Here is a 13172-nt window from a genome sequence, read left to right on the forward strand (position 1 = left end):
GATATGCTTCGAATTGCCCGCAGGGCGCCAAGCGGCGGTGCGATGGTTGCGGACGGCAACGCGCTGCGGTTGCATCGGGGGATACGCCGCGGCCACCCGTGGCATCCAAAATAGCGTCCTGAAAACAACAGGTTGCGGAGGGGCTGCATACATTCGCATACACCTTTTCAGGCCAAACGGACACAAACTCAACGTTATCAACCAGTTAGAATGGGTTGGCCTGGGCAGGATGGACACAAAACCGGTACATTCGGGGCAAAACGGACACAGGAGCGGACCGGGCGCTTCCCGTTATGGTGGTCGCGTCGCCGCGCGATAGTGCGAGGCGGGTTACGCCGGGTTCCAGGTGGCCGGGGTTCAGGCGGCGCGGGTGGCTGTCATGGCGCCGGGGCCGTTGGAGAAGCCGTCGAACGACAGGCTCTTGATCAGGGCGAAGACCGGCATGCCGGCGGTGAGGGAGAGGTCGTCCGCCGCCTTCCGGGTGACGACGGCACGGATGCGCGCCTCGCCGATGCCGATCGCGACGTTGGTGAAGGCGGTGCCCGGTTCGTCGCGGATCTCGGCGACGCGTCCGGAGAGGGTGTTGCGGATGGAGGTGTTCTCCGGCCGGCGGGTGGCCAAAGCCACGTCCTCGGCGTCGATGCGCAGCCGGATGCGCTCCCCCGGCCGAACATCGATCAAGGGCACGAAGATCGCCTGGCCGTCGAGATCGAGCCGGGTGAGCTGGTAACCGGCATCGTGGGCGGCGACGGTAGCCACCACCGTGGTGCCGGCGTCGCGCCGGCCCGCCGACGGCCGCAGGTCGAAGCGCTGGACCATCTCGAAGACGCTGCCGGCGGCGACATGGCGGCCTTCCGACAAGAGAATGATGCGGTCGGCGAGCTGCGCGACCTCGGTGACGCTGTGGGTCACATAGACGATCGGGATCGACAGGCTTCGGTGCAGCGAGTCGAAATAGGGCAGAATGTCTTCCTTTGATCGCTGGTCGAGCGCCGACAGCGGCTCATCCATCAACAGGACGCTCGGCTGCGACAACAAGGCCCGGCCGACGGCGACGCGCTGGCGTTCGCCGCCGGACAGCGCCGCTGGCGAGCGGTCCAGCAGATGGCCGACGCCGAGCATGCCGATCACTTCCTCCGGCGGCAGTGTGCGGGCCGCGCCGCGGCGTTCGGCGTGGCGCCCGGCCCGGCGGCCTGCGCGCCGAAAACCGTAAAGCAGGTTCTTGCGCACGTTCAGGTGGGGGAACAGGCTCGGTTCCTGAAAGACGTAGCCGATTTCCCGCTCGTGCGGCTTGGCGAAGATGCCATGCTCGTCATCCTGCCAAGGCGTGCCGCCGACGCTGATCCGGCCGGGCAGGCGGGTCAGGCCGGCGATGCAGCGGAGGATCGTCGTCTTGCCGCAGCCGGATGGCCCGAACAACGCGGTGATGCCGCGCATCGGCGCCTCCAGCGCCACATTCAGCGTGAAGTTGCCGACGGTGCCGTTGATCCCCGCGACGATGCTGTCGGCGTGTGCGCTCATCGTCCTGCCCCGGCCCCGGCCTGCCCGATGCGTTTCTCAACCAGCATCATCGAGAGTATGACCAGAAAGGCGAACACCAGCATCCCGCCGGCCAACACGTGCGCCTTGGTCCACTGCAGGGTCTCGACATACTCGAAGATGGCGATGGACAGCACCCGCGTCTCGCCGGGAATGTTGCCGCCGATCATCAGGATGACGCCGAACTCGCCGACCGTATGGGCGAAGCCGAGCACGGCGCCGGTGAGGAATCCGGGGCGGGCGAGGGGGACGGCCACCGACCAGAACGTGTCCCACGGCGAAGCCCTGAGCGTCGTCGCCACCTCCACCGGCCGGTTGCCGACCGTTTCGAACGCGTTGCGGATCGGCTGCACGACGAACGGCATCGAGTACAGGATGGAACCGATGACCAGCCCTTCGAAGGTGAAGGCCAACGTGTTCCCGCCAAAAAGGCCCGCCGCCCAGCCGCCGGGCCCGTCCGGCCCGAGCGCCAGCAGCAGGTAGAAGCCGAGCACCGTCGGCGGCAGCACCAGCGGCAGCGCGACCACCGCAGCCACCGCTTCCCGCCAGCGCGCCGTGGATCGCGCCAGCCACCATGCCAGCGGCGTGCAGATCACCAGCAGCAGAACGGTGGTCAGCGCGGCGAGCCGGAGAGTCAGTTCGATCGGCGGCCAGAGTTCTGCGACATCGGTCATCGGTCGCTCCCGCGCAAGCCTACTCGCCGGTCCCGTAGCCGTGCGCGCTGGCGATCCGCCCCGCTTCCGAGCCCCGAAGGAAAGCGACGAACGCGAGCGCCGCCTCGTTGCCGGCACCACGCTGCAACAGAACGGCGTCCTGGGCGATCGGGCGGTAAAGCTGCTCCGGCACCATCCAGACCGACGTGCCGCTGCGGCCGACGACCTGCGACAGCGCGACGAAACCCACTTCTGCGTTGCCGGTCTCGATGAACTGGTAAACCTGGGTGAGGGTGTTCCCCTTGACGATCTTCGCTGCCAGACGGTCGTAGATGCCGAGCGCGCTCATCGTCTCGACAGCCGCGGCGCCGTAGGGCGCCGTCTCGGGATTGGCGATGGCGATCTTGCTGAAGGCCCCGCGCTTCAGGGTGCCTTCGCCGTCGCCCATTTCCGCCGCCTTGCCGTAGAGGACGAGACGGCCAGTGGCGTAGGTGAAGCGATGCTCGGCGATGCCGTAGCCGGCGTCGACCGCCTTCTGCGGGTGCAGCCTGTCGGCCGCCAGGAACACGTCGAAAGGTGCGCCCTGGGTGATCTGCGTGTAGAGCTGCCCGGTCGAACCTATGCTGAGGCGCACGTCATGGCCGGTCGCAGCGGTAAACGCTGCGGCGATGTCCTTGGCGGCGGCGGTGAAGTTGGCAGCGACGGCGATGGTCGCCTGGCGCGCGGATGCGGTGTCAACCTGGCGGGCCGATGCCGGAACCGCGCCCCACAGAACGTACACCAGCGCCGCCAGAACGGAGGCGGCCAGACGGATGACGTGCGCCGCGCCGATCGGCGTCATGGCGCACCCGTGCTGAGCCGCTTGGCGTTGACGGTGATCGGCAGGCGGCTTTCGGCTTCCATCTCCGGCAGGGCCAGCCGCCAGCCATTGGCGAGGTCGATCCAACCGCCCCACAGGTGCGGCAGTTCCATGGCCACGATGGCCTCCTCCAGGTCCTTCTTGGGGACGTAGGCGGAGTAGCCGTCGCCGCTGCGGCCGATGGTCACTTTCATTTCAATCCTCCAGGCATTTCAATCTTCCAAGGCTTCGATCTCGCCGCCCCGCATGCCGATCAGGCGGCCATGGGCAACGAAGTCGACCGTGTAGACGTAGTACCGCTGCAGGAATTCGCCGAAGCCGGTCACGTAGCCCTCGTCGCCGGCCTGCACCAGGAACGCGCCGCGGGCCACGCCCGGCATCGTGCCGTCGTTGCGCACCGCCGCCACCGCCCGCACCTTTTGACCCGGCAGGAACCGGGGCGGGCCGTAGACTTCGGGCAGGCCCTCGTCGGCGGCCGCGGGTTCCGCTGGATCGACGGCGCTGGCGCTCATGCCTGTATGATGCAGTCGGCCGGGCATTCGGAAACGCACTTGGGCGAATCGAAAAAGCCGACGCATTCGCCGCACTTCGCGGGATCGATCACGTAGGTGTCGCCCTTCATCCGGATCGCGGAGTTGGGGCAACCGAACTCGCAAGTTCCGCACGCCGTGCAATCGGCGGCGATGATCTTCATAGCCATTTCAGGTTTCCCTCTCGTCCTGGCGGTGCGCAGGTCTTCGCAACGGATCGGAACTGTTCAGACCGCAAGCGCAGCATGGTCACGCAATGCGCGCGGCCTGTCCGGCGCCGCCCAGTTCTTCGATGAACAGGCGGGCGACAGCCGTTTCGATGTACTCATGGGCGCAATGGTCGATTGCGCGGATCCCGGCGGCCGTCAGGCGCTCGCGCGGACCGTGGCCGATGCGGGCGCAAAGAACGGCGGATACGTCCGCGAGCAGCGCGATGGCGGCGTCCATCGTTTCGGCTTCGCCATATCCGCCCTGGCAGTACTGGGCGGCGCGGCGGTGGCCGACGAGGCGCACGCCGTCGCGGTCCGCCTCATAGATCTGGAACTCGCGGGCGTGACCGAAGTGCTGGTTGATACGGCCGCTGCCCTTGGTGCAGACCGCGAACAGCCGGCGCTCGTCGGTCGCCACCCGGCTCAGGTCATCCGTGACGCCCGACGCGGCGGCGTCGCGGTGCTTGCGCTCGCGCTCGACCACGGCGCGGTAGGCGCGGCGGCTTTCGTGGTCGACGGCGGTTTCGGCCGGGAGCCGGTCGATACTGAACGCCGGACCCTGGTCGTCGCCAAGCAGGCCGACGGCGTCTGCGCGGCACTGGCGGCAGTGCTTCATCAGGTTGGCGCCGCCGGCGAGATCGTCCTGCACCTGTTTCAGTTCGACCGCAGTGGGGCCGTGCCGGCCGGTCAGGCCGAAGTGGGTGCCATGCGCCGGGTCGGAAATCAACGGCATCACGTTATGCAGGAACGCGCCGCGCGCTTGCGCCGCCGCTTGTCGAACGATACCCAGGCGTAGATCCGGGCAGCGATGGCGGGATCGATGGCGTTGATGGTGATGGTCACGTGGTCGATGGCGTGGGCGACGATCGCCTCGACGTTGTCGAGTAGAGCCAGGCCGTTCGTGGAAAGGCACAGCTTGACGTCGGGCAGCGCCTCGGCGATGCGCGCGCAGGTTTCGAACGTGCGGCGCGGATCGGCGAGGGCGTCGCCGGGCCCCGCGATGCCGACGACGGAAAGCTGCGGTACCTGCGATGCTACCCATGCCGCTTTTCGTGCCGCGGTTTCGGGGGTCAGGGTCTCGCTGACGACGCCCGGCCGGCTCTCGTTGGCGCAGTCGTACTTGCGGTTGCAGTAATGGCACTGAATATTGCAGGCGGGCGCCACGGCGACGTGCATGCGGGCGAAGAAGTGATGCGCCTCCTGGCTGTAGCAGGGGTGGTCTTTGACTTTGTCCCAGACCGCGGCCGGAAGCGCTGCGGCGCCGGACGCCGATCCGCAGGATTTGGCGCCGCACCCGGACGCGTCGTCGCGGCCGGCATGCGCCTGCGGGGAAGAAGCGCCGGAGCGTGATGTGGCGATAGCCTGGAGGGGGATGATGTTCGGCACCGGATCGGCTTTCCAAATCGGTTGCGGATCGCTCCACCGGACTTGAGCAAGCTCTGTGCCACGCCGCAAAACTCTCTGCAAAATAGGAGTTTAACTGATTGGCCGGGCTTTCCCGATCTGTCGGCAGTACGACACTCTGTCGGACATCCGACACCCTTGCGGACCGCGGGCGCGCTACAGACGCTTGATCTCGACACCGTGCTTCCGGAGCGCGTAGCCGACCTGGCGCGGGGTCATGCCGAGCATGCGGGCGGCCTTGGCCTGAACCCAGCCGGCGCGTTCCATCACGCGGATCAAGCGCGCGCTGGGGCAAGGCGCCGAACGCGGCGATGCCGTCGATCCGGCTCCAATCCGGTGCCGGTTCGTCGACGGCCGGCGGCGGAGGGGCCTCCGGCTCGATCGCCGATAGAGTGGCGGTTTCCGCCTTGAGCGCGGCGCAGTGGCAAACGCCGCTCTGACACGGAAGACTGATCATGTCGATCCGGTCGCCGCGACACAACGTCGCCACCCTGTAGACGCAGTTCTCCAACTCGCGAACGTTGCCGGGGTAGTCGCAGGACGTGATGACCCGCATCGCCTGCTCGGAGAACGTGAGGTTGCGGTCGTTTTCGGCGTTGAAGGCGCTGAGGACGTGTTCGGCGAGCGCCGGTATGTCCGGACGCCGCTCACGGAGCGGCGGGATGAAGATCGGGACGACGTTGATGCGGTAATAGAGATCGGCGCGAAAATCACCGCGTGCGACGGCTTCTTCCAGATTGCGGTTGGTTGCGCAGACGATGCGGACGTCGACGTGGATCGTCGACGTGCCGCCGACGCGCTCGAACTCACGCTCCTGCAGCACCCGCAGGAGCTTGGTCTGGAACGCCGCGGACACGTCGCCGATCTCGTCGAGGAACAGCGTGCCGCCATCGGCGAGCTCGAACCGCCCCTTGCGCTGGTGAGTGGCGCCGGTGAAGGCGCCTTTCTCGTGACCGAACAATTCCGACTCCAGAAGCGTGTCGGGCAGCGCCGCGCAGTTGACCTTGATGAACGGTCCGCCGGCGCGGCTGCTGAGCGTATGCACCGCGCGGGCGATGGCTTCCTTGCCGGTGCCGCTTTCGCCACGGATCACCACGGTCGATCGGGTCGGTGCAATGAGGTGCACCTGGGCGAACACCTGCTGCATGGGGCGGCTGGCGCCGATCACGTTGTCGAGCCGGTACTCGGCGTCCGCCGCTGCGGCGCGGGATGGAACGTAGAGATCGGCGAACTCCGCGTCGGGCTCGCGCTCGGCGGGATTCATGCGCTCGTGCAGCCGAACCGTCTGCGCGATCAGGTTGGCGACCATGGTCAGGAAGCGGATGTCCTCGCCGATGCTCACGAGAACATGTCTCCGCCGCACGCGCGCTACGGCAAGGAAGCCGAACGGTGTGCCCAGTGTCTTGACGGGCACGGCGATGAACGAGACGGTCTCGTCTTCGAGCACGCTCGGCACCCGCACGTACTCGGCGAGAAGCGGATCGTCAGCGACGTTCTCGGTCACGAATGGCGCCTGTCCGGCGACGATGCGCGCGGCGATCTCCGCCGGCATGTCGGCGGCGCCGTCGTTGACCGCCGACGATGACAGCCCTGCGGCCGCGAGGATGCGCAGCGAGCCTTTGCCGTCGGTGATCGCGACGATGCCGCGCTGCATTTCCATATACGACGCCAACAGATTGAGCACGCCACGAAGTTGCGCCTGCAAGTCTGCGGTCGATGTCAGGATCTTGCTGATTTCGTACATGTTGACGAGCGACAGGGACGTCTTCATTGCATTGATGGCGTCCATTGACTGCGGCCTCGCGAACAAGGATCCAGCCATCGGAGCCGGATCGCATCGGGTTGACGTCAAGCACCATGCCCAGATCGCTCAGCAGCCGACCTCCGGCTACATGGCGAACTGTCCCGGGAGCCTCGAACGTTCCTCGTTGCACCTTCGTCCTGCGCAAGTCTTTCGTTTTCTGTAGCAATACGCGTGCCGCAGACCCGCGCAAATAATCGCGCGGTTGATCAGAGCCTTAGATGCACACGGAAAACCTCGGCGCATGGCGCGCGCCAGAAATTAGCGCAGACCGTGGTGGCATGCTCATCATTCGGGCAAAGGCTGCGGAACCGTGGATGTCGGCAACGCGACGGAGGGACGGCCGAAGACGACAATTCTGTCGCCATCACGCCGCGGCTCATATCGGAAAGCGCAGGATCCCTGCGGTTGCCACGTGGCGCAGTTCTTGCTGACTGAGCTGCGGCGCTTGTCCGCGTTCGCTGTGCCGGGTTGCGCGCGGCGGCGAATTCAGAGGCGCATCACATCCGGAGAGCAGGAGCATTCGAATGGCCAACGTGACTTTCTCGTCACCGATGATGGCAAAGGACGTGACCGTCTATGCCATTGCGGGGCACCGCGGCACCATCCTTTCCGTGGCGCGATCCCACAAGATCCCGGATCCTGTCTCGACTGCCGCGACGGGAATGCGGTTCATGCGTGGTTGAAGTTATCACTCCCAATCCCGCCGTGCGTTACGGGATCGGTTTGACCGAGAAGGAAAAGGAGGTCCTGAAACAGCTTGGCAAGATTACCCGGCACGAGATCGAGGCGACCGAAGTCAACGACATGCCGCCGCGGTATCGACTGGCCTGCCAGTCTTTCATCCGCGACGAAGACATCATGGTCGCGTTTGGCGGCGACGAAACGCTGCCGGCGAGGAAGCCGGCCATGTCGATCGCCGCAGGGATCTTTGCCGGCGGGATCAAGATCGGCTCCGTCGACGAATTCCTGGCGTATGCCATCAAGGTCGAAGACGAAGCGGCGATTCATTTCGACGACCTCGCGGAGGCCATGGCGGGCTGCGGCAACGATGAGGTCGCGGACCTCTTCCGCAAGCTTTCCACCTATTCGCGCCTCCATCGCGACGAGGTCAAGGCGCTCCTGGGAGACCAGGACGTAACCGCTCTCCTGCCGAAGGAGCATGTCTGGCCGGATCTGGTTACCCCGAGCAGACCGCGCTATGGGCCGGGCAATGCGCGCCTCTCTCGTGTCGACGCGATGCGGGCTGCATTGGACGGGGAAAAGCTCGGGTCCGAGTTCTACCATCACATCGCCGCGACCTCGCCTGATAAAGAAATCCGCGGGATTGCCGGGGACTTCGCCAAGGAGGAGCAGACCCACGTCGCGATCCTCGAACAGTGGATCGAGCGCGAAACAGCGCTGGCCGAGGCCTGATACCGACGGCCCTTTCACCGGATCGCCTGACCGCGCCGCGAGGAAATCTTGTCGATTGCATGACATCCATTATCTTCTGGAGGCCGACCGGCCCAACGAATCCCTATAAACGACGGTCGCCGGTGCCATCTTGTGGCTGACGTTCTGCGATTGCCAGATTTGTGATGGTGTTCTTCGCAGCGACGCCGCGCGCGAGGTGGAACGGCTGGTGGTGGTCGAGTTGCTGGAGTTGCCCTGGCAGGATGCCGACGGCTCGTCCGGGCGCGACGCCCTTGCCGAGGCCATTCTCGCCTCACCCCGGGTGCGAGCGCTGATCGAGCGTGGCATGCCGCAGTCCGATACCGGCTTGGTCGGGCGGAGACCGCCTCGGATGTTCCCGGAATTATGCCGAATTGGCGCGCGCCGCTGTCAAATGACAAATCGCACTTGCCACTTCGGACATGGGCGCGGCGTTCGACAAGCTGACCCCGGCACTAACTGGTCTCACCGGGCCGTCGCCCGCCGCGGCTCCTCGCTCTTACAACGCCGCGGTCGCGGCCTTTCTCCGGCAGCACGGCAGGCCCCGGGTTGCCCTGTTCCCCGCCGCCGCGTCGCCTGCGCTCGTCGCCGGCACGACCGCCGGCCTGATCGTTACGGGGCTTTCGCGGCGGCATCCGCCGGCTCTCGTCGCGGATCCGGTCCATGACCTTGCTCGGTTTGCATCAGCGTCGCCTCGCGCCGTCTGATCGACAGCCGTCGCGAGCGCGAGTTCCTCGCCGACGACGGACCGGGCTTCGCCGCCCGCGAGCACCATGCCGTCGCCCGGATGCTGACCTCGTGGACGTGCCGTCGGGCGCGTTGCGCCCGTCAACGTGGATAAGGGCTTCAGATCGTGACCGCTGAGTGAACGTGCGCGATTGGCGGCGGTGGTCGGCGACCGGAACCGCGTCCGCAGAAGCACGTGCTGCCGCGTGGGGCTCGGATCGTTCTGTTATCGCCGTCGCGCCCGGCGTTTTGCTTTCTCCCGCGTTGACGTGAATGATGCTTCTCAATAAGCAGATAAGTTGGTGTAGGACCACCGCCACCTTCGAGGAGGGGTGGACGATGATTAAACGGCGCCATTTCTGTTCATGCCGGTCGCGGCGGCGCTGTCCTATGGGGCGGTCGTGGCGAGTTCACCAGCTTCCGAGCAGTATAACAATGAACCGGAAGACAGCCTGCCTGACACTGGAACGCAGCCGCCTTCGGCCGGGAGTGACCGGAGGACACCCGCCCGCCACTGCCGGACAAGCGCATCGTAGCTGATGAGGAGCGGCAGAAGTCGATCGACCGCTGCGAGCGCCGGTTCAACCCTCGGCAGAGATTTGAGAACATCCAGGCTAAATTGCGGCAGAACGAACGCAAGCTTGTGCGGTTCGTTGCCAGTCCCATTGCGCCGGCGCCGCCGATACTGTAGTGAAGCCACCGCAGAAGCCTCCAGCCGAGTCTTGCTGCGTTCAGAGCGCGCCGAAGCGGTCAGGTCCTTCCGGCGGCTTGAGCCGTCCCTGAATCCCGGGAACCCTTTGGCGCGCGGCCGAACTGCCTGCGCCGAGCAATTTCTTCCGGCCAACTTCTTCTGGCCCGTCTTCCGGCCAGTCATCTCTGAGTGATGCCGATCGAAAATCGACGACGCGCGGATCACGCCGAACCGCGAGGCGGTCGACGGCCGGCGCCCTTGAGTGGTGACCAGCGGCCGCGGTCCGCGCAACGGTTCTGATCCCGGAGCAGTGCGACGACCGGCGGCACCTGCAAGGCCGGCGCGGTTTGGCTCCGCCGCGCTGAGCCTGACGCGCCGGCATCGGTCATCCTCTATTTGTGCGTCCCCATGCTCGGTAGCGCCCTTGCCGGTCGGAGCGGAGAGGCGGCGCTTTGACAAGCTGGTCACCGGCGCAACTTTCACGCCGAGGACGTCGTCACCATCGTCCGCGAGATCGAACCGCAGGGCGCTGGCGTGGCGGGAAGCGCCTGACGCTCTGGGCCGGCCTTGCGACCGGCTGCGTGCTGGCGGCGGTGTTCCGCGAAGGCTCAAGCTACGCGCGCTGAGCTCATGGAGATGGAGTCGCTTCTGGAGGAAAGCTTCTGGGAGGCGCTGCAGCCTGACCCTCCTAGCTCCAGTTCGGAATCAATCTGGGGGAACAGCGCATTTGACGGAGGACGCTGCGGAGGAGACGTGGTCGACCGTGGGCGCATGCCGCCGGGCTGGCGGCGCTGACGGGCCCTGGACTGACGTCGCAGGCCGTAGCAGTGGTAGGGCGGACGCTGGCTTTAGTTTCCGAGCCGTACTGAGCGACGTGGCGGAGGAGGCGACCGGAGTGGTCATATCCGCCGCACTTGGGACCACGAGCCGCGGCACCCTAGCCGAGATTCTGGCCTCCGCGCCGTCCCCCGGAGGCGCTTCCCGGTCCCGCAGACGGCGTTGGGTGACGATGCGGGTCCACCGGGGAAACCGAGGCGATCTTCGAGAGTCCGTGGCCGGACCCGGAAGCGGAGCCGCGGGACGCAGGACCCGGGCGCGACGTGGTAACGAACGCCCAGGCGACAGCCGACGCGCGGGCGACGTAGCGCCGGCCGCGCCGATGTAGCGGAAACAACCGGCCCCGGAAGCGGAGCTGCGAGAGCGCCGGACCCATCCGGCGCCGCGGCAGGTCGATGCTTCTCCATCCCGGCGTCGCGCGGTCCCTCCCTGGTTCTGCTGATTACGGTGCTACTGGCGTCCGTGTTGCCCCGCGCCGTCCTGCAATGGACGCGGTCGCTGGCATGGCGTGGTTATTGCGATGCCGATCCGTCGTGTGGAGCGTCCAGGTGATCCGCGGAAGGCGCCGCGTCGCCGCATCGCCGCCGCCATCTGCTGGGCGATCCTCCCGTTTTCCGTCGCCGGCATCCCTCTGGGCAGCCGTTCAGTCATGGCCGCCGGAGGTCGCGCCCGCCCGCCCTGAGCCACCCGGATCTGCGCGTCTCGCCGCCGAGGCGCTCGGCCACGCTGCCTGGCGCCGCGGGCCGTCAATCCCGATGCCGCGATGGTGGGGTGACCCCGCCTCCTCATAGAGCCGCGGGCGTGTTCCTGGCCAGCGCCGCAGGATGACGCAGCCGCGACAAGCCGCCAAACTCGCCGTCCGCGTCACCGCCTCTACGTCCTTGCCTGCGTATTCGCGTTCTGCGGGCCCTCGCGGCCGTCGCTCTGGAAGCGGCTCGACCTTCACCTCCACGATAACCCCAGCGGCGCCGGGCAACCGGTCACTTCCAGCACGTTCATCAAACGCGCAACTATAGCGACGTCTTCGCCGGGCCCGGCTTGCTGTGCGCGGTTGCGGTGTTCATGATCGAGCTCGACCGCAAGAACGAATCAGGAGGACGAACGTGAACGGCGCGAGATCCTGGTGGAGTGGCTGCTGGGCGGCGCGGCGTCCTGTTGCTGGTGATCGCCCTGATCTTTCGGCTCCGTCCTCTTGACCCAGTCCCGCGGCGGGCTGTTGTCGACGGTTGCCGCCGTCGGCACCTCGCCGTCCTCAGCCGCTCCGTCGCAGGGAGTCCGAGTGCCCGGTGGCGGCGCGCCACCATGTCCTGGCGCCGGCAGCGGCCGCAGCATTGCCGGTGCCGTTCCTGTTCCTGGGCGGAGGAGGGACTTCCGGAGCGCCTCATGACATTTCCGCGGGAAGACTCTCCGCCCCCCGCATCTTCGCGACCACGTCGACGCCATCGCCGACTGGCCGTGGCTGGGACGGGGGCCGGCACCTACGAGCAGGTGATCCGCCTCTACGATCCCGAGGGCGAGCTGGTCGGCCCAGCGCGCCCACGACAGCCACCTGGAGAACGCCGTCGAATCCCGGCATCCCGGCGGCCGCATTGCCCTCGGCACACGCGTCGCTGCGCTTCGGCATCCTCTGCTTCGCCGGCTCGACGCCGCCGCCGCGACCGCTGCATCCCGGCCGATCGCCGTCGCCGCCGTGCTCCAGCTCGGCCTGCACTCGCTGGGGGATTTCAGCCCGCAGATTCCGGCGTGGCGTTCCTGTTCTTCCTGCCGCTTGGCGTCGGCTGCGCCCAGTCCGGGAACTACGGCGCGACGCCTGGCGCTGAGGTCGCTGCGCTAGGAGCTGTAGTATTTGGAGTGCTTGCCGTAGTAGTAGTAGGCTGAGCCGCTATAGCTGTACTTTGCGTTCTTACGCAGGTCGACCATCGACAGCACCACGCCCGTGACCTTCGCGCCCGCCGCGGAGTTGTTTTCCAGTCCTGGGCCACTATGTCCCGCGGCGTCTCGCCCCAGCGCACCGTAGACGGCGCGGTCTACATGTTGCAGGACGACGCTGGCGTCCGACACCGCCATCGCTGGCGGCGTGTCGACGATCACCGCATCCAGCCCGGCGACGCCTCGAAGATCAGGTTGCCCATGCGCCCGGAGCCTGTAAAGCACGTCCTGCGGGCTCGGCACCTTCACATCGCCGGCGGTGAGTAAACCAGAGGCCTGACGGCTCGTCGGTCTGCACCGCCTTCCCGCCAGTGCGCTCCTGGGTCCAGCAGCACTCCACCAGCCCCGGTCCCTTCGGCGCGTCGAACGTCTTGCAGCAACTGGGAGCGTTGCAGATCGGCGTCGATCAGCAGCACTGGCCTGCCGCGGGCGAGCAGGCGGGCGAGGCTGACGGCGAACGGGGTCTTGCCTTCTGCCGGGCGCTGACGACGTCGTCAGAAATGCTGGTGCGCCCGCGTGTCCACGTTGGAGAGCAGCACGCCTGTGTGGGCTGTGCGGAG

At 66.9% G+C, this 13172-nt stretch carries 7 protein-coding genes and 4 pseudogenes; 1 reads left to right on the plus strand and 10 read right to left on the minus strand.

All coding sequences use genetic code 11. From position 1 onward, the window contains the following. Positions 1-357 precede the first annotated feature (357 nt). The 8 genes and pseudogenes from modC to nifA form a co-directional block, all read right to left on the minus strand. Positions 358-1521, minus strand: a complete 1164-nt coding sequence (gene modC / locus IPM60_17945) for a molybdenum ABC transporter ATP-binding protein (protein MBK8909670.1) — start codon at positions 1519-1521, stop codon at positions 358-360. Continuing rightward, positions 1518-2213, minus strand: a complete 696-nt coding sequence (modB, locus tag IPM60_17950; protein ID MBK8909671.1) for a molybdate ABC transporter permease subunit — start codon at positions 2211-2213, stop codon at positions 1518-1520. Before modB ends, modC begins: the two co-directional genes overlap by 4 nt. Before the next feature lie 19 nt (positions 2214-2232). After that, on the minus strand, positions 2233-3033 hold the full coding sequence (modA, locus tag IPM60_17955) for a molybdate ABC transporter substrate-binding protein (protein MBK8909672.1): 801 nt from the start codon (positions 3031-3033) through the stop codon (positions 2233-2235). Next, positions 3030-3245 (minus strand): putative nitrogen fixation protein NifT, encoded by a 216-nt coding sequence (gene nifT / locus IPM60_17960; protein MBK8909673.1) that lies wholly within the window; start codon positions 3243-3245, stop codon positions 3030-3032. The genes modA and nifT overlap by 4 nt, the downstream gene beginning before the upstream one ends. An 18-nt stretch (positions 3246-3263) precedes the next feature. Further along, positions 3264-3563, minus strand: a complete 300-nt coding sequence (locus IPM60_17965; protein ID MBK8909674.1) for a nitrogen fixation protein NifZ — start codon at positions 3561-3563, stop codon at positions 3264-3266. Beyond that, on the minus strand, positions 3560-3751 hold the full coding sequence (locus tag IPM60_17970; protein ID MBK8909675.1) for a 4Fe-4S binding protein: 192 nt from the start codon (positions 3749-3751) through the stop codon (positions 3560-3562). The genes IPM60_17965 and IPM60_17970 overlap by 4 nt, the downstream gene beginning before the upstream one ends. Before the next feature lie 79 nt (positions 3752-3830). Then, positions 3831-5167, minus strand: a pseudogene (locus tag IPM60_17975) (radical SAM protein). 183 nt (positions 5168-5350) lie between these two features. Beyond that, positions 5351-6983: pseudogene (gene nifA, locus IPM60_17980) on the minus strand (nif-specific transcriptional activator NifA). Between the two features lie 539 nt (positions 6984-7522). Here nifA and IPM60_17985 point away from each other — a divergent pair. Continuing rightward, positions 7523-8411, plus strand: a pseudogene (locus IPM60_17985) (ferritin-like domain-containing protein). Between the two features lie 4102 nt (positions 8412-12513). On the opposite strand, the gene IPM60_17990 reads toward IPM60_17985, so the two are convergent. Further along, positions 12514-12855, minus strand: coding sequence for a hypothetical protein (locus tag IPM60_17990; protein ID MBK8909676.1), 342 nt, complete (start codon positions 12853-12855; stop codon positions 12514-12516). 2 nt (positions 12856-12857) lie between these two features. Beyond that, a pseudogene (locus IPM60_17995) lies at positions 12858-13085 on the minus strand (hypothetical protein). Between the last annotated feature and the right edge of the window lie 87 nt (positions 13086-13172).

The sequence above is a fragment of the Rhodospirillales bacterium genome (genome assembly GCA_016710335.1).
GTDB lineage: Bacteria > Pseudomonadota > Alphaproteobacteria > Rhodospirillales > Defluviicoccaceae > JADJXQ01.